This is a genomic window from Pseudomonas sp. MDT2-39-1 (assembly GCF_054898085.1).
Genome location: NZ_CM142716.1, coordinates 450013 through 472208 on the forward strand (window position 1 = coordinate 450013; position 22196 = coordinate 472208).

20 protein-coding genes are annotated in these 22196 nt (G+C 60.4%); 14 read left to right on the plus strand and 6 right to left on the minus strand.

Going from position 1 to position 22196, the window contains the following annotated elements; all coding sequences use genetic code 11:
- Window positions 1-43: 43 nt before the first annotated feature.
- Entirely contained in the window at window positions 44-286 is a 243-nt protein-coding gene (locus tag ACYZTM_RS02245; RefSeq protein WP_461986765.1) for a hypothetical protein, read from the minus strand.
- Window positions 287-506: 220 nt separating this feature from the next.
- Between ACYZTM_RS02245 and ACYZTM_RS02250 the strand changes: the two genes are divergently transcribed.
- Complete coding sequence (locus ACYZTM_RS02250) at window positions 507-1028, plus strand: DUF4142 domain-containing protein (RefSeq protein WP_131061520.1); 522 nt, start codon at window positions 507-509, stop codon at window positions 1026-1028.
- A gap of 56 nt (window positions 1029-1084) precedes the next feature.
- On the opposite strand, the gene ACYZTM_RS02255 is transcribed toward ACYZTM_RS02250, so the two are convergent.
- Complete coding sequence (locus tag ACYZTM_RS02255; protein WP_461986767.1) at window positions 1085-1357, minus strand: hypothetical protein; 273 nt, start codon at window positions 1355-1357, stop codon at window positions 1085-1087.
- Between the two features lie 283 nt (window positions 1358-1640).
- On the opposite strand from ACYZTM_RS02255, the gene ACYZTM_RS02260 reads away from it, so the two are divergent.
- Genes ACYZTM_RS02260 through ACYZTM_RS02285 form a run of 6 tightly spaced genes read left to right on the plus strand, consistent with a single transcriptional unit; the run spans window position 1641 to window position 7068 of the window.
- Window positions 1641-2492: an STAS domain-containing protein gene (locus ACYZTM_RS02260; protein WP_461986769.1), complete on the plus strand. Its 852-nt coding sequence runs from the start codon at window positions 1641-1643 to the stop codon at window positions 2490-2492.
- A 4-nt stretch (window positions 2493-2496) separates the two neighbouring features.
- Window positions 2497-2859, plus strand: coding sequence for an STAS domain-containing protein (locus ACYZTM_RS02265; RefSeq protein WP_131061517.1), 363 nt, complete (start codon window positions 2497-2499; stop codon window positions 2857-2859).
- Window positions 2856-3260 (plus strand): anti-sigma regulatory factor, encoded by a 405-nt coding sequence (locus tag ACYZTM_RS02270; RefSeq protein ID WP_461986771.1) that lies wholly within the window; start codon window positions 2856-2858, stop codon window positions 3258-3260. The genes ACYZTM_RS02265 and ACYZTM_RS02270 overlap by 4 nt, the downstream gene beginning before the upstream one ends.
- Window positions 3257-4267 carry an ATP-binding protein gene (locus ACYZTM_RS02275; protein WP_131061559.1) on the plus strand — a complete coding sequence of 337 codons (1011 nt, stop codon included), beginning with the start codon at window positions 3257-3259 and terminating at the stop codon, window positions 4265-4267. Before ACYZTM_RS02270 ends, ACYZTM_RS02275 begins: the two co-directional genes overlap by 4 nt.
- Complete coding sequence (locus ACYZTM_RS02280; protein ID WP_131061515.1) at window positions 4260-5135, plus strand: sensor histidine kinase; 876 nt, start codon at window positions 4260-4262, stop codon at window positions 5133-5135. The genes ACYZTM_RS02275 and ACYZTM_RS02280 overlap by 8 nt, the downstream gene beginning before the upstream one ends.
- Complete coding sequence (locus tag ACYZTM_RS02285) at window positions 5125-7068, plus strand: response regulator (RefSeq protein WP_131061514.1); 1944 nt, start codon at window positions 5125-5127, stop codon at window positions 7066-7068. The genes ACYZTM_RS02280 and ACYZTM_RS02285 overlap by 11 nt, the downstream gene beginning before the upstream one ends.
- 98 nt (window positions 7069-7166) lie before the next feature.
- On the opposite strand, the gene ACYZTM_RS02290 is transcribed toward ACYZTM_RS02285, so the two are convergent.
- The 4 genes from ACYZTM_RS02290 to ACYZTM_RS02305 form a co-directional block, all read right to left on the minus strand.
- Entirely contained in the window at window positions 7167-9803 is a 2637-nt protein-coding gene (locus ACYZTM_RS02290; protein ID WP_461986774.1) for an excinuclease ABC subunit UvrA, read from the minus strand.
- Window positions 9804-9976: 173 nt separating this feature from the next.
- The gene (locus ACYZTM_RS02295; protein ID WP_461983473.1) at window positions 9977-11359 is read right to left on the minus strand and encodes an IS4 family transposase; all 1383 of its coding nucleotides are present in this window, start codon (window positions 11357-11359) and stop codon (window positions 9977-9979) included.
- Window positions 11360-11475: 116 nt separating this feature from the next.
- Entirely contained in the window at window positions 11476-13587 is a 2112-nt protein-coding gene (locus ACYZTM_RS02300; RefSeq protein ID WP_131061512.1) for a hybrid sensor histidine kinase/response regulator, read from the minus strand.
- 332 nt (window positions 13588-13919) lie between these two features.
- Entirely contained in the window at window positions 13920-14609 is a 690-nt protein-coding gene (locus ACYZTM_RS02305) for a GntR family transcriptional regulator (RefSeq protein WP_461986776.1), read from the minus strand.
- A 141-nt stretch (window positions 14610-14750) separates the two neighbouring features.
- On the opposite strand from ACYZTM_RS02305, the gene ACYZTM_RS02310 reads away from it, so the two are divergent.
- The 7 genes from ACYZTM_RS02310 (at window position 14751) to ACYZTM_RS02340 (ending at window position 22123) form a co-directional block, all read left to right on the plus strand.
- Entirely contained in the window at window positions 14751-15836 is a 1086-nt protein-coding gene (locus ACYZTM_RS02310) for an ABC transporter ATP-binding protein (protein ID WP_131061510.1), read from the plus strand.
- 1 nt (window position 15837) lies between these two features.
- Window positions 15838-16755 (plus strand): ABC transporter permease, encoded by a 918-nt coding sequence (locus ACYZTM_RS02315; protein WP_131061509.1) that lies wholly within the window; start codon window positions 15838-15840, stop codon window positions 16753-16755.
- Entirely contained in the window at window positions 16752-17540 is a 789-nt protein-coding gene (locus ACYZTM_RS02320; protein ID WP_131061508.1) for an ABC transporter permease, read from the plus strand. Before ACYZTM_RS02315 ends, ACYZTM_RS02320 begins: the two co-directional genes overlap by 4 nt.
- A 19-nt stretch (window positions 17541-17559) precedes the next feature.
- Entirely contained in the window at window positions 17560-18612 is a 1053-nt protein-coding gene (locus ACYZTM_RS02325) for an extracellular solute-binding protein (protein ID WP_131061507.1), read from the plus strand.
- A 155-nt stretch (window positions 18613-18767) separates the two neighbouring features.
- Entirely contained in the window at window positions 18768-19964 is a 1197-nt protein-coding gene (locus ACYZTM_RS02330) for an amidohydrolase family protein (protein ID WP_461986780.1), read from the plus strand.
- The gene (locus tag ACYZTM_RS02335; RefSeq protein WP_461986782.1) at window positions 19961-21448 is read left to right on the plus strand and encodes an amidohydrolase family protein; all 1488 of its coding nucleotides are present in this window, start codon (window positions 19961-19963) and stop codon (window positions 21446-21448) included. Before ACYZTM_RS02330 ends, ACYZTM_RS02335 begins: the two co-directional genes overlap by 4 nt.
- 12 nt (window positions 21449-21460) lie before the next feature.
- Window positions 21461-22123 carry a flavin reductase family protein gene (locus tag ACYZTM_RS02340; protein ID WP_131061504.1) on the plus strand — a complete coding sequence of 221 codons (663 nt, stop codon included), beginning with the start codon at window positions 21461-21463 and terminating at the stop codon, window positions 22121-22123.
- Window positions 22124-22196: the final 73 nt, after the last annotated feature.

The window sequence follows — 22196 nt, forward strand, 5'->3', positions numbered from 1 at the left end:
TCCAATTTTTCAGTCACCGATTGTCGGTGAGCTGGCAAGCGCGTCAGGATGGCGTCTTGAGCCGTTCAACGATCTGATTCTTGACCTGCACGCGCTTCTCCTTGAGTTTCTTCAGTGCGTCATCGCTGGGCGCATCCGATTGTGCGGTTTCAGCCTTTACCACCTCGGCGTCCGCTTGCGAATACTGGTTAAGCAATGAGTCCAGTCGAGAATCCTTGGAGCGTTTTTGCTGGATATCTTCCTTTGAAAGTTTCAGGTCCTGACAAATATCGTGTGGCACCGGCATGGAACACCTCCGTTTGTTTTTCGGGTAGCAAACGCGATCGATTGCGTTCACGAACTATCAGAATGGCCTCGGTAAGCGGGTTCTGTCGACCGCCTATCAGACCAGCGGTGTCCGTTCGTCGTCCTGGCGCAATCCCGATAAAACTTTTGCCCGAGCGCCCGCCTCCACTGAATAACGATCATCTCGATCGCTGACCAAAATCCTGTGTGGAGAATGACCAATGGACGGATTCACCCTGCGCCACCTCGCCCTGGCCGTAGCCTTGAGCACCAGCATGGGCACCGCTTTTGCCGCCACTTCCAATGACTTTGTCGATAACGCCGCCGCAGGCGGCATCGCCGAAGTCGAAACCAGCAAACTGGCCCTGGAAAAAAGCTCATCGGCGGACATCAAGGCATTCGCCAATATGATGATCACCGACCACACCAAGGCTTATAAGGAATTGACTGCGCTGGCCAAAAAGAACGACATCGAGGTTCCGGACGACACGACGCTGGTCAAGCAGGCCAAGGAAAAAATCCTCGACATGCGCGACGAATCCTTCGACGCGGCCTATGCCAATAACCAGGTGAAGGCCCACGAAGAAACCATCGAGCTGTTCAAAAAACAGGCTAACACGGTGACGGACGACAAGGTCAAAGGCGCCACCGACCTGAAAGGCTTCGCACAAAAAATGTTGCCAGCCTTGGAAAAACATCTGGATATGGCGAAAAAACTCCAGGCCGCCCATCCCAGCAAATAATGTTCAAAAAGAAGGCCGCATCGTTTGATGCGGCCTTCTTTTTTAGCCTGACGGGACTAGCCGCCATCCGTATCGATGTCGGCATCCGTATCTTCGCCGGGTTTTGGCCGGTCTGGCGTCGGTTTGAAACCAGGGCTGAACTCATTGTCGTTGTCGGTGTGATGGTTCTTCTGATCCACCGCTGCATCGGCGCTTGGCGAGTCGGTGGATTGGCTTTGACGCTGACCAGCCGGCGCGCCCTCACCCGGGGTCTGCGGATCAATCGCCGGGTCATTGCGGTCAACCGGCGCCCCCGATTGTTCCTGTCGTTGTGTCGATTCGTCTTTCATACGTACCTCGCTCGTGACGGCAAGCCCACGATACAAAAAGCCGGGGCCTTGAAGGTTCGAAGCCAACCGCGGACAGGGGTTCAATGCAAAAGACAGGCACCCGGCAGGATCAAGGTCAAAAATCGTCGTCGACGGCTGTGCCGACTAGAGTTATCGGGCAAGTACTGACCAGGATGCAAAATATCCCGCCTGACTTACTAACTATTTCATACCGCAAATGTCACTGACTCGGGCCCGTTGTTTTCTGGGGAATCGGCCCGTCAAATTTCAGGAGCACAAGGACATGGCAGCAATGCAAATCAGCACACTCGACGCGATGAAGAACAACCACGCGCAATTGCTTGGCGATTGGGTCACTAGCCTGGAAGCCAGTGGTGCCAACCGTAACCTCAAGGACCACGAACTGAAGCAGCAGACCTCGGAGTTTCTGCAACTGGTGGTCACGGGCCTGGAAAACGGCAACGGCCCGAACATCGCCGCGCCGGGCTGGGACGAAGTTCGCCAATTCCTCGAAAAACTCTCCCACAGCCGCGCCCAGCTCGGTCAGGATTCCCACCAGACCGCTAACTTCATTTTCTCGCTGAAAGGTCCGCTGTTTTCCTTGCTGCAATCTCACTACAACGACAATCCGGCTGTATTGGCCGAACAGCTCTGGGAAGTGTCCGAGCTGCTCGATGCGCTGGGCATGCACACCATCCGTACCTTTCAGAAATCCCGCGAAGCGGTGATCAAGCGTCAGCAGGAAGAATTGCTGGAGCTCTCCACCCCGGTGGTCAAGCTCTGGGACGGTGTACTCGCCCTGCCGATGATCGGCACCCTGGACTCGCAACGCACCCAGGTGGTGATGGAATCGCTGCTGCAACGGATCGTCGATACCGGTTCGGAAATTGCCATCATCGACATCACCGGCGTGCCGACGGTCGACACCCTGGTGGCGCAGCACCTGCTCAAAACCGTGACCGCGATTCGCCTGATGGGCGCCGATTGCATCATCAGCGGTGTGCGTCCGCAGATTGCACAGACCATCGTTCACTTGGGGCTGGACCTGCAAGGCGTGGTCACCAAGGCCAACTTGGCCGATGCCCTCAAACTGGCTTTGACCCGTCTGGGAATCACCGTCAGCAAGACGGTATAAGCCGATGGAACGCATTCCTATTCTGAAAATGGGCGATTTTCTGCTGGTGACCATTCAGGTCGACATGCACGACCAGCTTGCCTTGACCCTGCAGGACGATCTGTCGGAGCGCATCAGCAACACCTCGGCGCGCGGTGTGTTGATCGATATCTCCGCGCTGGACATGGTCGATTCGTTTATTGGCCGGATGATCGGGACGATTTCCGGGCTGTCGAAAATCATGGACGCTGAAACCGTGCTGGTGGGCATGCAGCCCGCCGTGGCGATTACGCTGGTCGAGCTCGGCCTGACCCTGCCCGGTGTCAGCACCGCGCTGAACGTCGAACGCGGGATGAAACGGCTTCAGGAACGAGTACTCAAGCAATGACCCTGCGCAGCAGCGGCACTCAGCCAATCCAGATCGAGCAGGACGTGGTCCTGGCCCGGCAGACTTCGCGCAAGCTGGCCACCGAGTGCGGCATGCGCCTGATCGACCTGACCAAGCTGGTGACTGCCGTCAGCGAGCTGGCGCGCAACACCATGGTCTATGGCGGCGGTGGCGACATGGACTGGCAGATCCTCGACGAAAATTCGAGGGTCGGCTTGCGCCTGACGTTTCGCGATGAAGGCCCTGGAATCCCGGACATCAAACTGGCCATGACCGACGGCTGGACCTCCGGCAGCGGTCTGGGTCTTGGCTTGACCGGGGCGAAACGGTTGGTGGACGAGTTCGAACTGGACACCGAACCCGGCAAAGGCACTCGCATAACGATCACCCGATGGACATGAACATCGGGGGGGCGATGACCCAAGTGCTGTTGATCGAGGACAGCAGCCAGATCGGCTTTGCCCGGCGCACTGCGCAGAAGCTCGCCGAAGACCACGGTTTCGACGCGACGGACGCTGGCCGCGTGGCGCTGGTGGCCACTGAATTGGCCAGCAACGTACTCAAGCACGCAGCCCGGGGCGAATTGCACTTGCGAATCCTGCCCGGTAAAAGCGCCAGCGGCATCGAGATGCTCGCGGTGGACCGTGCCCACGGCTTTGACTTGCAGGCGTGCATGGCTGACGGGTTTTCCACGGGAGGCACTCAGGGCATAGGCCTCGGTGCGGTGTCGCGCCAGACGGAGGTCTTTGATGTTTACACCGACTCACGCGGTACCGTGTTGTTGGCCCGCTTGTATCCACGCGCCAGCAAGGCAGCGGACTTGCGCATCGGCATCAGCCAGCACTCGCTGCACGACGACCCGGCGTGTGGGGACGTCTGGCACCTGGCGTTTGACGGGGCGAACCTCAGCGCCTTGGTGATCGACGGCCTGGGCCATGGCGAAGAAGCCGAACGCGCCGCCCGCGCCGGCGAAAAAGCCTTCGCCGTGGCACCGTTTGCCTTGCCGGTGTTCCTGCTCGAAGACATTCACCGAGCCATGATCGGCACCCGTGGCGGCGCCCTGGCGATCGCGCAGTTTGACGGCCACCACGGCTCACTCAGATTCATCGGCATCGGCAACATCGGTGGCTGTCTGATCAGCCTGGACAAGTCCCGTGGCCTGGCGTCCCATCCGGGCATCGTCGGCGGGCAATACCGGAAAGCCCAGCCTTTTGACTATGCTCACGTGAACGGACATCTATTGATCATGTACAGCGACGGCCTGCAGTCCCGTTGGAATTTGAACGACTACCCCGGCCTGGTGCACCGACATCCCGCCGTGATAGCCGCAGTCCTGCATCGCGATTTCTGTCGCGGCCGGGACGATGTGACGGTACTGGTCGTTGCTTTGGAGGCCGCCCATGGCTAAGTCGCCCATGCCGCCGATCGACGAACCCCAGGCGCTGATCGAGCGCTTGCAGAACGAAACCGCAGCGCTGCGCGAAGAGCTCGACGAAACCAATCAGGGCGTGCTCGCGTTGTATGCCGAGCTCGACACCCAGGCTGAAGAACTGCGTCAGGCGTCGGACCTCAAAAGCCGCTTCCTGTCGTACATGAGTCACGAGTTTCGCACGCCGCTAGGCTCGATCCTGAGCATCGCCAGCCTGCTGAACGATGAACTCGACGGCCCGCTGAGCCCCGAGCAACACAAGCAGGTCGCGTTCGTCAGCACCGCCGCGCGGGAGCTGAGCGACATGGTCGACGACTTGCTGGACCTTGCGAAAATCGAGGCCGGGCGTATCACCATCTCGCCCGCCTGGTTCGACATGTTCGACTTGTTCGCCGCCCTGCGCGGCATGTTTCGCCCGATCGTCGACGCTTCGGCGGTGGACCTGATCTTCGAAGAACCGGTCGGTCTGCCGCGCCTGTACACCGATGACAAGAAGCTGGCGCAGATCCTGCGCAACTTCATTTCCAATTCGCTGAAATTCACCACCCGCGGTGAAGTGCGGGTTTCGGCCTCCCTCGAAGGCGCCAGCCAGGTACGCTTTGCCGTCACCGATACAGGAATAGGTATCGCTGCCGAGCTACATGGCGCATTGTTCGAGGACTTTTCCCAAGTCGATTCGCCCCTGCAAAAACGCTTGCGCGGTACCGGTCTGGGCTTGTCTTTGTGCAAACGCTTCGCCGAACTACTGGGTGGCGAGGTCGGGGTCGAGAGTACTCCCGGGGTCGGTTCGACCTTTTTCGTGATCATCCCGCTGGCCATCGCCATGGAGCCTGCCGATGAAACGTGACATTCGCCTGTTGATCGTCGACGACAACGTCGCCACTCGCTACGCCCTCCGCCGACGCCTGGAGCCGCACGGCTACATCGTGCTGGAGGCCGGGACCGGCGGCGACGGCCTGGCGCTGATCGACAGCGAATTGATCGATGCGTTGATTCTGGACGTCAATCTGCCCGACATGAGCGGCTTCGACATTGTCCGTAAACTGCGCTCGGAACCCGCCACGGCGTTGCTGCCGGTAATTCACGTGTCGGCGGCGTCGATCCAGACCGGTGACATCATCACCGGCCTGGACGCCGGGGCCGATGCCTACCTGATCCATCCCGTGGACCCGGACGTTTTGCTGGCGACCCTGCGCACCCTGCTGCGGGTACGTGATACGGAAAACGCCCTGCGTGAAAGCGAGGCGCGTTTTCGCGAGATTTTCGTCAATGTCTCGGCACCCATCGCGGTGCTGGACGCCCAGTTCAAAGTCCACGAATGCAACCATGCCTTCTCCCGATTGATTCAGGACAACCGCGACCCGGACACCTTGCGCGAATGCTTCGCCGACCAACAGCAAGCGATCCTCAATGAACTGCGCCTGCGCCTGACAGCGGGTGAACGCTGGAAAGGCACGCTGAATATGCGGATCGAGGGGGAACTGCGGGAAACTGAGTGGCAAATTTCTCCGTATCGCACCCCTGAACTGAGCCTGGTGTTCGTGGAGGACGTCACCGAGCATCGCCATCGCGAACGCTCGCACCTGGCCCAGCTCGACGACACGACGTTGCAACTGGAACACGAGATCGCCGCGCGCGTGCGCACCGAGAGCCAGTTGCTGCAAGTGCAGAAAATGGACGCACTGGGCAAGTTGACCGGCGGCATCGCCCATGACTTCAACAACCTGCTGACCGGCATCATCACCAGCCTGGAATTGATCCAGAAACGGGTGGCCGATTCGCGTACCGACAAGGTCCAGTTCTATGCCGAAGCGGCGCTGAACTCGGCCATGAGCGCCGCCTCCCTGACCCACCGCTTGCTGGCCTTCGCCCGCCAGCAGCCGCTCAATACCCGGCCGGTGGACATCAACGAACATATTCGTTCCCTCGAAGAATTGCTGGCGCGCACCATCGGCGAACACATTGCGCTGAAACTCGAACTGACCTCCAAAGCCGCGATTGCCCTGGTCGACCCAATCCAGCTGGAAAGCGCCGTACTCAACCTGGTGATCAACGCGCGCGATGCGCTGCCGCAGGGCGGGAATATCTGGGTCAGCACCTACGCGGCGTATTCACGCGGTGATCTGAAACTGGCGGACGGGGCGTATGTTGCACTGTCCGTGCGCGATGACGGGACGGGCATCGAACACAATGTGATCGACAAGGTGTTCGACCCGTTTTTTACCACCAAGCCACTGGGCCAGGGCACCGGGTTGGGGTTGTCGAGCATTTACGGGTTCGCCCGGCAATCGGGTGGCGATGCGCACATCCGCAGCGTGGCCCGCCGTGGCACCGAAGTGACCATCATGCTGCCCGCCAGTGCCGATCCGACCACCACTGAATCGGAACAGGCGTCATTGGATCAACAGGGCTTGGGTGAGCATGTGTTGATTGTCGAAGACATGCCGTCGGTGCGCATGTTCGTTGCCGAAGTGTTGGTGGATGCTGGTTACCGCTGCACCCAAGTGGGCGATATTGAAGGCGCCCTGGAGCGCCTGCAAAACGACCCCTCGATTGATCTGATGCTGACCGACGTGGGCCTGCCGCGCATGAATGGTCGTGAACTGGCCGATGTTGCCCGGAGTTGGCGTGAAGGATTACCGATTCTGTTCATGACCGGCTACGCGGAGAACGCACTCAACCGTCAGGTGTTCCTGGGCGAAGGCATGGACATGCTGATCAAGCCGTTTCAGATTAATGAGCTGTTGGACAAGGTCCGACGCACGATCGACCGCGCCTGATAGACCGCCTTCGCGAGCAAGCCCGCTCCCACAGGGAAATGCAATCCAATGTGGGAGCGGGCTTGCTCGCGAAGAGGCCGGTCAAAACACCGCACCTCTCAAGCAGCTCCCAAGGTCCGGGCCAGAAACGGAGCCGTCCGGCTCTTCTTGCTCTTCGCTACTTTCTGCGGCGTGCCGGCCACGACAATTTTCCCACCCTGATCCCCCGCCCCCGGCCCGATATCAATCACCCAGTCACTCTGCGCAACCACGCGCATTTCATGCTCCACCACAACCACCGTGTGCCCCGCCGCCACCAGCGTATTCAACTGCTCAAGCAGCCGGTCAACGTCCCGTGGATGCAAGCCTGTGGTCGGTTCGTCGAGCACGTACAACGTCGCCCCACGCGGGTTGCGTTGCAGCTCGGTCGCCAGTTTGATGCGCTGGGCTTCGCCCCCCGAGAGCTCCGTTGCCGGCTGGCCGAGGCGCAGATAGCCCAGGCCGATATCGCGCAGCACTTCCAGGGATCGGCGAATGCCCGGCTGCTCGGCGAACACCTCGACCGCTTCGTCCACCGTCAACTGCAACACCTGCGCAATGTTCAGATCTTGCCAGATGATCGCCAGCGTCTCGGGGTTGTAGCGAGCACCATGACACGTCGGGCATGGCGCATAGACGCTGGGCATGAACAGCAACTCGACGCTGACAAAGCCTTCACCTTCGCAGGTCGGGCAACGGCCCTTGGCGACGTTGAAAGAGAACTGCCCGGCGTCATAACCCTCGGCCTGGGCCTGGGGTGTGGCGGCGTACAGTTTGCGCACGTTGTCGAACAGCCCGGTGTACGTCGCCAGGTTCGAGCGCGGCGTGCGGCCGATAGGTTTCTGATCGACCTGCACCAGGCGCTTGATCGATCCCAGCCCTGCCGTGACCTGACCGCCGCTGACTTGCGGCGCATCGTCCTCAAGGCTCAACTCTTCAGGCTCGCTGCCGCTCGCGGCACGCCCCAGATGCGCACCCACCAGTTCCAGCAAGGCTTGACTGACCAGGCTTGATTTGCCGGAACCGGAAACACCGGTCACCGAGGTAAAACACCCCAGGGGGAACTCGACGCCGAGGTCGTTCAGGTTGTTGCGCGTGATGCCTTCCAGGCGCAGCCAATCGGTCGCCTTGCGCTGGGTTCTGGCATCAGTAATCTGCTCGGCAAAAAGATAGGCACGAGTCTGCGAGTCTTTGACCTCGGCCAACCCCTGGGGCGGTCCGCTGTACAGAATCCGCCCGCCATGCTCACCCGCCGCCGGGCCGACATCGATCAGCCAGTCTGCACGACGCATGGTTTCCAGATCGTGCTCAACCACAAACAGCGTGTTGCCGGCAGCCTTCAAGCGTTGCAGCGCTTCAAACAGCGCTTCGCCATCCGCCGGGTGCAGACCGGCCGACGGCTCATCCAGCACGTAGATCACGCCGAACAATTGCGAGCCCAATTGAGTGGCCAGGCGCAGTCGCTGCAACTCGCCGGACGACAAGGTCGGCGTGCTGCGCTCAAGGGCCAGATAACCAAGGCCCAGGTCGGTCAGGGTGCTGACCCGCTCCAGCAAATCCTGAGCGATCCGTTGCGCGGCCAGGCGTTTCTCCACCGACAGGTTAGGCGTGTGCCGCACGTCCGGCGCGTTGGCATGAGCGCTGGCGCCGTGGGCCACGCGCTGTTCACGGGCCTCGCGCGTCTGGCTGTGAGTCAACACTTCGCCCGCCTCCTCGGCCTGTTCCAGGTAACTGTGGGCCGCCACGGGCTTCAGCACCTCGGCCACTTGCAGCAACGGCATCTGCGACAGCTCGCCGATGTCGTAGCCGGCAAAGGTCACCGACAACGCCTCGCGCTTGAGCCGTTTGCCGTCGCACAACGGGCACGGGCTGCCGAGCATGAATTGCGCGACGCGCTTCTTCATCAGCGCACTTTGGGAGTGACTGAACGTGTGCAAGATGTAGCGTCGGGCGCCGGTGAACGTGCCCTGATAGCTGGGCTCCATTTTGCGTTTGAGCGCGACTTTGGTTTCTTCGGGGGTGAGCCCGGCATACACCGGAACGGTCGGTGTTTCCTCGGTGAAGAGGATCCAGTCACGCTGCTTTTTCGGCAGATCGCGCCAGGGTTTATCAACGTCGTAGCCCATCGTCACCAGGATGTCGCGCAGGTTTTGTCCTTGCCACGCCGTGGGCCAGGAAGCCACCGCGCGCTGGCGGAGGGTCAGGCTCGGGTCCGGGACCATCAAGGCTTCGGTGACTTCATAGACCCGGCCCAAACCATGACATTCGGGGCAGGCGCCTTGAGGTGTGTTGGGCGAAAAGTCCTCGGCGTACAGCATCGACTGCCCCGACGGATAGCTGCCGGCCCGGGAGTACAGCATACGGATCAAGCTCGACAGCGTCGTCACGCTGCCCACCGAAGACCGCGTACTCGGTGTGCCGCGCTGCTGTTGCAGGGCCACGGCCGGTGGCAGGCCTTCGATGGAATCCACGTCCGGCACACCGACCTGATCGATCAGCCGCCGCGCATACGGCGCCACGGATTCGAAATAGCGTCGCTGCGCTTCGGCATACAGGGTGGAAAACGCCAGCGACGACTTGCCCGAACCCGAGACGCCGGTGAACACCACCAGTGCGTCCCGGGGAATGTCGACGTCAATGTTCTTGAGATTGTGTTCCCGGGCACCGCGTACCCTGACCATGCCGGAAGGAGGATTGGAGGTGCGCGTGGAAGTCATCGGGAGCCCTTATTAGATTGCAGAAAAAAACACAAAACCCTGTAGGAGTGAGCCTGCTCGCGATAGCCGTGACCTGATCATTCCCACGCTCCGCGTGGGAATGCAGCCCGGGACGCTCCGCGTCCCATAAGCGTGACGCAGAACGTCCGTTGAGGCATTCCCACGCAGAGCGCTCATCGTTCTACACAACTCTCGATGAGCGCACGCTGGGCTTCTAATGCGATAACAAACTCACGTATTCGTTGCATCCCTATCCACATGGCTTTAGGACCGGGAGGTCCGTCATTTTTGCGCCCTAAGTAACCTCCCAGGCTTGTGACCAGTAAAACCATCTCGCCCAAAGAAGGAGGTGCAGAGGGCGGTTGACACCGTTTGACCACGATATAGGCCGCTTTCCACTCCGAAGCCTCAAACACCATCTCGCAGCTTAAATCCGGACAAGCACGTCCCAGCATCAGGCCGTAAAGCACGCGCCATGTCGTGATCAAGTACAAACCAATGCAGGGTAACAACCGTTCCTCGGTTTCCAGCTGCAATCGACTGACCTGACAGCCATTCTTCAGCACATTGAAAAACACTTCGATAGACCAGCGTACCCCGTACCATTCAACCACGGTGCTCGCCTGTTCCAGGCGGGTGACCGGTAGACTGGTCAACAGCATCCACTCCAGAGGCTCAACGCCGTCTATGGCGTTTTCTTCACGGGCCAAAACAGCATTGATCGAGACACTGGGCAATTTATAACCCGACCTGTCGGGGGCGCGCAGGGTCACGGTTGCTGCGCGCAATGTGACATCAGCCAGCCGGGCGGGGCGTTGGACGCGCGCTTTGACTTCAACCTTGAGTGTTCCCAAAGAGGGTGCCTGATCCAGTACCGACCACAACTTCCCGTTGTCAGGCCCTGACAAGCGCCTGTCTTGAGCCGCCCGCACGATCCATTGGGCCTGCGTGTCTGGAGCGAATTGCTGATAATCAATAAACCATTCGTACAGATCACCCTCAGCATCGGCGAGGTTGACCACCAAGGTCTGCGGTAGCTGCCCCTGAATCGCGCAACTGGTTTGATAACTGTCAATCCAGCGCTGACTCTCTTTCTCATCAATCCCTTTATCTCGGCGCTCATGGCGGGGGCTTGGTTTATCGCGGCTCCACCACTGAGCATCGACGACGCCCAGACAAATACGTTCGGGGGTAAAGGCAATAGTTGGGTGCAGACGTCGAGAAAACTTCTTCTGCGCCTTGATCGTGCCCATCCCTTTGGGACCGAGATTGACCCATTTGTCCATCTCGGTCGTGTCTTGCGCCAACAGCACCACGGGACTGTTTTGCATCCGTTGCAGGGTCGCGTCCTGATGGGGCCGCAACACCTTCTGGAACGTGACTTTCTCATTATCAAGAAATCGATAAGCCGCCGTCGTTTCTGCCAGCCCTCGACAAGCAGTTGGGATGCTGTTGCCGGGATGATCGGCTAGGCGTCCTAAAAAGCTGGCGAGCCTGGCATTTAAACGGCCATCACCCAAGTCGGCGGTTTTCATTTCGTCCTGTGCCCAATTCAATCATCGCTCTCCATTTCTCCGAGTTTCAAAAATACTTGAAAACAGAGTTATGTAGAACGATGAGCGCAGAGCGTGGGAACGATTATCAACAGGGGATATTCCCACATTGGATGTGGTTAGCCGCTGAGGACGGTGTGGATCATGTGTGTCAGTGCTTCGGGCCCATACGGTTTGCTCAGCAGATGGGTATCGGGGCTGAGCTGGTGATTGCGCGAGATGATGTCCCGGGTGTGGCCGGAGGTAAACAGCACCGCCACTGGGGGATTTTGCACCTTGGCCCAGGCCGCCAGGTCCGAGCTTTTGATCAGGCCGGGCATGACCACATCGGTGAAAATCAGGTTCACCTCCACCCCCTCCAGCAACATCTGCATCGCCTGGTCGCCGTTGGCCGCGGTCAGGACCTGATAGCCCTCTTCGCGCAGTAACTCCACCGCCGAGCTGCGCACCGCTTCGTTGTCCTCGACCACCAGAATGGTTTCGTGCCCGCCCCGGCGGGGTAAATCCCGCACCGTTGTTTCACTGGGCAAAGCTCGCAGGCTGCGTGGAAAGTAAAGTTGCACCCGAGTGCCCTGCCCGACGACGCTGGAGATTTCGATGTGCCCGCCGCTCTGCTTGACGAAGCCGAACACCATGCTCAGACCCAACCCCGTGCCCTGACCGTCGGCCTTGGTGGTGAAAAACGGCTCGAATGCCTGCCCGAGCACTTCGGGTGACATGCCGGCGCCCGTATCAGCCACCGCGACACGCACATACTCGCCGGCCACGATGCCCTTGCCGGCACAGAACCTACGGTCGAGTGCCACATTCTCGGCGCTCAGCTCAATCGTCCCCTCGCCCTGCATGGCGTCACGGGCATTGATCGCCAGGTTGAGAATGGCATTTTCCAGTTGGTTGCGGTCGACGTTGATGTGCCAAGGTGCTTGCGGCACCTGCACATCGATCTGGATGGTTTCCCCCAACGCTCGCTGCAACAGCTCGCCCAGACCTTCGAAGATCTGTTGTGGATCGCACACCGCCGGCGACAACGGTTGGCGGCGGGCAAACGCGAGCAATTGCGAAGAGAGTTTGGCGCCGCGCTCGACGGCCGCAATCGATGCGCTGACCCGGCGTTGCACGTTGGCGTTGTCCGGCTCATGCCGCGCCAGCAAGTGCAGGTTGCCGGCGATCACCTGCAGCAGGTTATTGAAGTCGTGGGCCACACCTCCGGTGAGGCCGCCGATGGCTTCGAGCTTCTGTGATTGGCGCAGTTGCTCTTCAGCGGCCAGCCGCGCATCGACTTCGTCGGCCACGCGCTGCTCGAGGTTGCGGGTGAATTTGAGCAAGGATTCTTCGGCAATCTTGCGTTCGTGAATGTCGATCAACACACCGGGAAAACGGAATGGCTCGCCCTGCTCGTTGAACTCGCAACACCCACTGGCCTGCACCCACAGATAGCTGCCGTCGGGGCGCAGGACCCGATACTCGGCATTGAAGGGCTCGCCGGTTGCCACTGATTGACTGACCTGTTCCTGGACCCAATTGCGGTCATCGGGATGAATCTTTGCTTCAGCGATGTCGGTGCACAGGTCGGCCAGGTTCTGCTCGGCGGGGTAGGAAAAAGTCCGGGCGAAGCGCTCATCGCCGGACAGCACATTGCCCTTGATGTCCCAGACGAACGAACCGAGCAAAGCCCCGGCATTGAGCGCCAGGCGCACCCGTTCGTTGTCGGCGCGATAAGCATCTTCGGCTTGCTGGCGACGACGTTCGGAAATCACATGCTCAGTGGTGTCGACCACCATCGCCATGACCCCGGCCGGGCAACCTTCATCATTGGCGACAGGGCTGTAATAGAGGTCCAGCCAGACGTCTTCAGGGATCCCGTTTCTTAGCAACACCAGCTCTTTATTGCGGTAAGACAAGGTGCCACCCGCCAGGCAGGTGTCGACGACATGTCGATTGAACTCGGCCACTTCCGGCCAGCCCAGCTCCACCGGAGCACCCAGCAGATACGGATGGCGGCCACCGGCAAACACCGAGTAGGCATCGTTATAGATCATGTAGCCCGCCCGGCCCCAGAGCATCACCATCGGCAGTGGGGACGCAAGCATCAGCTGCACCGCGCTGCACAGGCTGGCGGGCCAGGCGTCGATGTTTCCAAGCTCGGTGTGGCTCCAGTCGAACGCGCGGATGCGCCCGGCCATTTCACCGTTCCAGCCGGCACACCCGTGGCTATCAGATAGAAACTGCATCGACTGACTCTGTGTCCCTGTGAGTGGTTGACGTGCGCGATCGCAACTGCTCGAGGACGGCGCGGGCCCGTTTGTTTCGAGCATCGCCGACGCCAATGGTTTCATAGAGGTTAGCCGATTCTGGTCTGCGGATTCTTGTGGTTTTGACTTCCCCCCCCCTGTCGCAACTGCCTTGTGGCGAGGGGATTTATCCCCGTTCGGCTGCGAAGCAGTCGTGAATTCAGACAACACGGTGCATCAGATAGACCGTGTGTTCAGGTTTTACGACTGCTTCGCAGCCGAACGGGGATAAATCCCCTCGCCACAACGGCTACAGATATCGCCGTGAATCATTAGACCTCGATCAGGTGCTTGAACGGGTGGTAGTCGGTTTTGAGTGTGGCGGCGACATCGAGGATGGCCTTCTCGATGCCGTTCAAATGCATGCAGGTCAGTTCGATGGCCGCGCTTTGATTACCGGCTTCGATGTACTCGATCAGCCGCAGGTGCTCGTCGTCGCGACACGCCTCGTGGCTGTCGTCATCCAGGGCGGCGGCGTACAGCGAAGCGCGGGAAATCAGCTTCTGGAACCAGTCCAGCAGCACCGGGTTATTCAGGCTTCGCGCGAGTTTGATGTGGAACTCGCCAAGCAGATGAATCAGTCGTTCATGGTCGCCTCTGCGGTGCGCTTCATCTTCCAGCAGCAAATGATCGCGCAGGTCCTGGGTCACCGCGGTGTCACGTCGACGGCAGAGTTCGCTGACGATGCCGATCTCGATCAAGCGCCGGGTTTCGAACAACGAGCGGATCTCTTCGTCGCTGGGCAACGACACCGACGCCCCTTTATTGGGCTCGATGGTAACCAGCCCATCCGCTTCCAATTGCTTGAGCGCGGCACGAACCGACGTGCGGCTGACATTAAAAAGGTCGGCCAGCGACGCCTCACCAAGCTTCATCCCGGGACGCAACGAACGTTTGCTGATCGCCTCGTAAACCCCTTGGTAGACGCGGTCGACCGTGGTCTTGAGTTTCTTCTCGGTCATCTCAACACTCCTTTAGCGCTAAACAACCGGCCCCTGGCGGTGAGCAGCCATTGGAAAAAGGGGGTTGCACGAGCAGAATAATCCGGTTATTTGTAGATTGCATCCAGATATTGCATACAATAATTAGAGGATTGCACCATTATGGGTCAACCAATAGCTATCGAAGTGCGTAACGTCTTTAAGCGGTATTCCGACGATCCGGGGCTGGCTCCAGCCCTCGACAACGTTTCAGTCGACATTGCCGATAACGAATTCTTCACCCTGCTCGGCCCTTCCGGCTGCGGCAAAACCACCCTCCTGCGCACCATCGCCGGCTTCGAGCATGTCAGCGAAGGCGAGATACGTCTCGCCGGCGAACCGGTCAATGACTTGCCGCCGTTCAAGCGTCGGGTCAACACCGTCTTCCAGAGCTACGCGCTGTTTCCGCACATGAGTGTCGCGCAGAATATCGCCTTCGGCCTCGAGATGCAGGGTCTTGATAGCAAGCAAATTGCGCAGCGCGTCCATGAGATGCTGGCGCTGGTGCAAATGCAACACCTGGCCAAGCGCAAACCGGCGGAATTGTCCGGCGGTCAGCAGCAACGCGTGGCCCTGGCCCGGGCCCTGGCACCGAAACCCAAAGTGCTGTTGCTGGATGAACCGCTGTCGGCGCTGGACCTTAAGTTGCGCAAGGAAATGCAGGTCGAACTCAAGCGCGTGCAGAAGGAAGCCGGGATCACCTTCATTTTCGTGACCCACGATCAGGAAGAAGCGCTGACGCTCTCCGACCGCATTGCCGTGATGTCCGCCGGCAAGATCCTGCAGATCGGCACACCCAATGACATTTACGAACGCCCGCAGCATCAGTTCGTCGCCCAGTTCATCGGCGACATCAACTTTCTCCCCGGCCATCTCAAGCGCGGTCAGCAGAACGAAAAGCTCTTCGTGCCCAACGGCATGCCGGTGGAAATCCCCTGCCCGGCCCAAGGCTTCGACGGCGCGGCCGTGCAATTGGCCTTCCGTCCGGAGCGTTCGCAACTGGTCGACCCTACGCAACCGCATCACCTGCGCGGCGTGATTGAAGCGGTGTTGTATGTCGGCACCGCGACCCTTTACCAATGCCGCTTGAACAACGACATCAAAGTCATGCTGCGCGAGAACAACGAAGGCCTGAACCGCGGCCGGGTGGTCGGTGATCGCGTCGCGGTCAACCTGCCGCCCCACGCCTGCCTGTTGATGGAGGCTTGAGATGAGCGTCAGCAGCACTTCTCCCGCCCTTAACCGTGCGCTATTGCTCAGCCCGGTGGTTTTGACTTTGCTGGCGCTGATTGCCATTCCGCTGGGCATCATGGGCTACATCAGCCTGTTGCCGCGCAACGTGTATGGCGGCGTCGACTGGCAGGCCGACTGGCAATTGCAAAGCTACGTGCAACTGTTTTTCCAGGAAGGTTTCGACGGTGAACTGGAACTGAACTGGGTCTACGCCCAAGCGTTGTTGCGCTCGGTGTTCCAGGCCGGTGGCACCACCGTGTTGTGTTTCCTGTTCGGCTTTCCGGTGGCGTTGTGGATGTCGAGCCTGACCCCGCGTCGGCGCAACCTCATGGTCTTGCTGATCACCATTCCGTTCTGGACCAACCTGCTGATCCGCAACTACGCGTGGCTGATCATCCTGCGCGAGCACGGCTGGGTTGCGCAAAGCCTCAACGCAATGTTCCCCCAGGCTGGCGGCATCACCCTGCTCTACAACGACTTCGCGGTCAGCGTCGGGCTGGTCTACAGCTTCCTGCCGTTCATGATTTTGCCGATCTACTCGACCCTGGAGAAACTCGACTGGCGCCTGGTGGAGGCCGCCTACGACCTGGGTGCCAATCGCTGGCACGCGCTGAAGCGGATCATCCTGCCGCTGTCGATGCCGGGAGTGATTGCCGGTGCGCTGCTGGTGTTTGTGCCGAGCCTCGGCGCCTTCATTACCCCGGCGATTCTCGGCGGTGGCAAGACGCTGATGATCGGCAACCTGATCCAGCAACAGTTCGGCACCGCGCGCAACTGGCCGCTGGGCAGTTCGCTGTCGTTCCTGTTACTGGGGATTCTGCTGCTGTCGCTGGTGGGCTACGCGCTCTACAGCCGCAGCGCCGCCAAAACCCTACGTCGGGGAGCCACCGCATGATCGCCCTGCACCTGAAAAAACTGCCACTGACCCGCGAAGTCAGCCTGCTGATCCTGGCCTATCTGTACGTGCCGATCTTTGTCCTGATCGCCTACAGCTTCAACGCCAACCGCTCGGCGACAGTGTGGACCGAGTTCTCCTTCGCCTGGTACGGACGGATTCTGGCCAACCCGTCGATCCAGACCGCGGCGTTGAATTCGATCATCGTCGCCAGCATCGCCACGGTCTGCGCCACGGCGATTGCGCTGCTCGCGGCGCTGGCGACGTACCGGCCGTTCTATGGACAGAAGATCGTCGAGGGAGGGATCAACCTGCCGCTGATCCTGCCGGAGATCGTCACCGCCGTGGCCACCCTGCTGCTGTTCATGGCGCTGGGGATCAAGCTCGGATTGCTGACGGTGATCGTCGCGCACATCGGCTTTTGCATTCCCTTCGCCTACCTGCCGATCCGCGCTCGCTTGAACGATCTGGACAAGAGCCTGCTGGAGGCGGCGAACGATCTGTACGCCAACCCGTGGCAGGTGTTTCGCCGGGTGACGTTGCCGCTGTTGTGGCCGGCGGTGCTGTCCGGCTCGGTGCTGGCGTTCGTGGTCAGCCTCGACGATTTCATCATGACGTTTTTTGTCGCCGGGCCGGGTTCAACCACCTTGCCGGTGTACATCTTCTCGGCGATCAAGGCCGGCGTGACACCGGAGATCAACGCGATCTCGACCCTGATGCTGTTGATTTCCATCGTGCTGGTGGTGCTGGCCTTCTGGCTGGGACAGCGCGGCAAAAACCAATAATCCTGGAGCGCACAAAAACATGAAAATGAAAAACCTGTGTTTCGCCGTCACCGGTCTGGCCCTGAGCTGCTTCACCGCCCTCAGCGTCCAGGCCGCCGAACCCAAACAATTGTTCTTCTACAACTGGACCGACTACTACCCGGTCGACCTGCTGGCCAAGTTCGAAAAGGAGACCGGGATCAAGGTCACCATGGACGGCTACGACAGCAACGAAACCCTGCTGGCCAAGTTGCAGGCCGGCGGCGCGGCGTATGACGTGATTGTGCCGTCGCAGTCGATCATGCGCACCTTGATCAACCAGAACTTGCTGCTGCAAATCGACGCAGCCACCCTGCCCAACTTCCAATACGTCAAACCGGCGTTCCGCGACCCGAGCTTCGACCCAGGCCGCAAGTTCTCCGCGCCGTACTTGTGGGGCACCACCGGGTTCTCCTATGACAGCGCGCGCGTGCCCGGCGGCAAACTCGATGACTCGTGGAAAGAGTTCTTCGAGCCGCGCAAGGAACTGCAAGGTCAACTCGCCGCCCTCGACACCTCCAGCAGCGTGATCAACGCCGCCAGCCACTACCTGAACGTCGATGAATGTAGCGAAAACCCGCAGGACGCCAAGCGAATTCTGGAGCTGCTGCAAAAACAGAAGCCGTTCCTGAAGATGTACAGCTCGGACAACACCGTCGACCGCATGGCCTCCGGCGAGGTGATCATGATGCAGAACTGGAACGGCTCGACCGCACGCGCCACGTTGCAGAAGAGCACCATCAAGTACGTCTATCCGCGTGAAGGCCTGGCGATGTTCCAGGACAACTTCGCCGTGCCGAAAAGCGCGCCGCACCCCGGCAACGCGAAGATCTTCATCGACTGGATGATGAAACCGGAAAACGCCGCCGCCGTGTCCAACGCGATTGCCTACGCCAACGGCATCCAGAGCGACAAGCTGCTCGACGCCAAGTGGAAAGTCATGGACGCCATCAACATGCCCGACGAATTCGCCTCGCGCCTGCGCCCGGAGAAAGAGTGCAGCAACAAGGCGCGGGAGTTGCAGGATCGGGTTTGGTCGAAGCTTAAGGGCTGATTGGCTGACTTGAGACCGAGTCGCGGCCTTCGCGGGCAAGCCTCGCTCCTACGGGATTCGCGTTGAATAACAACGTTATGATCGACAACGAACTGTAGGAGCGAGGCTTGCCCGCGAAGAGACCAGCGAATACACCACCCAATTTGAGGCTTGATATGACCCAACCCCGCTGGCTGCGCAATGTGCGGCCCTACGGTTCAACCGCCAAAGACCTGCTGATCGAAAACGGCCTGTTCAAGCAACACCGCCCGGCATCGACGGCGGTCCTCACCGCCACCGACATCGACGGCCAAAACCAGCTCCTCACCGCTGCCCTGGTCGAAAGCCATGTCCACCTCGACAAAACCCTCTGGGGCCAACCCTGGCGTGCGAACAGCGCCGGGCCGACGCTCAAGGATTACATCGCCAACGAGCGCCGCGTGCTGCGTGAAGTCGACGCGCCCATCGCCCAACGGGCTGGCGCGCTGCTGGAAAACTGCATCGCCCGGGGCTCGCTGACGATGCGTTGCCACGTCGACATCGACCCGGAATTCGGCCTGCGCCATGTCGAGGCCATGCAACAACTGCGCGACACCTACCGTGACCTGATCGACCTGCAACTGGTGGTGTTCCCGCAAACCGGCCTGATCAGCCGTCCCGGCACCGCCGAACTGATGCGTGAAGCCATGGCGCTGGGCGTGGAAAACGTCGGCGGCCTCGACCCGTGCGGCATCGACAACGACCCGGTCGCGCAACTCGACTTCGTCTTCAAACTGGCCAGCGAATTCGACCGGGGCGTCGACATTCACCTGCACGACAAAGGCGAACTGGGCCTGTGGCAAGTCGCGTTGATCGCTGACTACACAGAGCGCTTCGGGCGGCAGGGTCGGGTGATGATCAGTCACGCGTACTGCCTGGGGATGTTGCCGTGGAATCAAGTGAAACCGGTGGCCGAACGCTTGGCGGCATTGAGGATTTCGCTGATGAGCTCGGCGCCCGCCGATTGCGCGGTGCCGCCGTTCCTCGCGTTGCGCGAGGCAGGGGTAAATGTGTGCCTGGGTTCGGACGGCATTCGCGATGCCTGGTCTCCGATGGGCAACGGCGACATGCTGGAACGGGCGATGCTGTTGGCGTTCCGCTTTGATTTGAACAAGGACGATGAACTGGCGGCAGCGTTCGAAGCGGCCACGGTGAATGGTGCTCGGGCGCTGGGCCGTGAAGGTTATGGCCTGGACATCGGCCAGCCTGCGGACTTCCTGCTAATGCCGGTGCAGACGCTGGGTGAAGCTGTGGTCTCACGACCCGTGCGCGAGGTTTATCGCGGTGGTGAGTTGATCGCTACGGGCGGCCGTCTACTGGACAGCCGCTTGTGAAACGCATCGGCCTGAAAGCCAGTTGCGTGGTCGGCTTCGACGGCACGCAGCACGTGCTGTGGCGCGACGGTGAAGTGGTGTTCGAAGGCTCGCGCATTGTGTTTGTCGGGCGTGATTATGCGGGGCCGGTGGATCAGTGGGTCGACTATGGCAACGCGCTGATCGGCCCGGGTTTCATCGACCTGGATGCACTCGGGGACCTGGACTCCACGGTGCTGACGCTGGACAACGGCGATGAACGCGACATGGGTCGGATGTGGTCCGAGGACTCTCTGGCGGCGGGTCCGCGCGAGAGCTTCAACCCCGACGAAGAAGTCTTCAAATACCGCTACGCCTTCACTCAACTGATCCGCAACGGCATCACCACCGCCATGCCGATCACCTCGATGTATTACCGCGAGTGGGCCGAGACCTACGACGAATTTGCTGCCGTGGCGGGTGTGGCTACCGAGTTGGGGCTGCGGACTTACCTCGGCCCCTGCTATATGAGCGGCATGAGTTATTGGCGTGCCGATGGCACCCTCGGGCATCACTGGGATGAAGCGCGGGGAATGGCCGGGCTGGATGCGGCTGTGCGGTTTTTCCATGATTTCGAGGGTACGCACAAGGGTTTGATTCGTGGCGCGTTGTTGCCGGATCGCATCCAGACGTGCACCCCGGCACTGCTGCAACGCACCGCCGCGCTGAGTCGCGAACTGAACGCGCCGATGCGTCTGCATTGCTGCCAAGGGCTGGGTGAAGTGGCGATCGTCGAGCAACTGCGCGGTGTGTCGCCGCTGCGCTGGTTGCAGCAACTGGACCTGCTGACCCCGCGCAGCCTGCTCCCCCACGGCCTCTACACCTCAGGCGATGACGATCTGCAACGTCTGGTGGATGGCGGCGCCAGTCTGGTGCATTGCCCGGTGGTGTTTGCCCGCGACGGTGAGGCGCTGAATTCCTTTGGTCGTTATCGGGCCAAGGGCATCAACTTCGCGTTGGGCACCGACACCTGGCCGGCGGACTTGCTGGAGAACATGCGCCAAGGCTTGAACATCGCACGTTTGAAGGAAGGCGGCAGCGCTCTGACCAGCACGCTGGATATGTACAACGCCGCCACGCTCGGCGGCGCCAACGCCTTGGGCCGCGACGATCTTGGCCGCCTGGCAACCGGGGCCAAGGCTGACATCACGGTGTTCAGCCTTCGCGGCTTGCACCTGGGACCGTTGTTCGATCCGCTGAAAAACCTGGTGCTGGCCGGTCGCGGTGACGACTGCATCGCCAGTTACATCAACGGCCGCTGCGTCATGCAGGACGGTCAGGTTCAAGGCATCGATTACCCCGCCCTGCAACGCCAGGCCCAACAACAATTCGAAAAACTGATGCGCAGCCACAGCGACCGGGCCTTTGGTCAACCGGACTGGAAAACCCTGTTCAAACCGGCCATTCCGTTCGCCGACGACTACAGCGCACACGCGCCGCTGAGCGCAATCGATCCCCTTCTTTAGAGATGTCTGCCTATGCAAAGCTTCGACTTCAGCACATTGAGTGCCCGGGATAAATACAAGATTCTGATCGGCAGCGTCGTGCCTCGACCGATTGCGCTCGTCACTACGATTGATGGCGAGGGCCGGATCAATGCCGCGCCGTTCAGCTTCTTCAACGCGCTGTCCGCCGACCCGCCGATCCTCGCGCTGGGCGTGGAGAACTACGGCGATCAAAGCCCCAAGGACACGACTCGCAACATCCAGCTCAATCAGGAATTCACCGTCAACATCGTCAGCGATGCGCTGGTGGAGGCGATGAATGTGTGTGCGGTGCCCTTCGCTCCCGGGTTCGATGAGTTGACGGCGGCGGGACTTACTGCAATTGCCGGCACCACGGTCAAATGCCCGCGTATCGGCGAGGCGCCGGTGGCGTTGGAATGTCGGCGGATGATGGCGCTGTCCATCGGGCAGTCGCGGGAGATTATCTTTGGGGAAGTGTTGATGGCGCATGTGCGGGACGAATTGATCGACCCGAAAACCTTGTACATCGATCAGCTGGGGCTGGATGCCATTGGGCGCATGGGTGGGCATGGCTATGCGCGAACCCGGGATTATTTTGATTTGCCGACGCGGTCGTTGCAGGCGTGGACGGATGCGCCTGGGGGTGGGGAGCGGTTTTGGCCTGAGGTCAAATGATCCTTCCCTGGCTGATCGTTCCCACGCTCTGCGTGGGAATGCAGCAAGGGACGCTCTGCGTCCCAACAGCGGA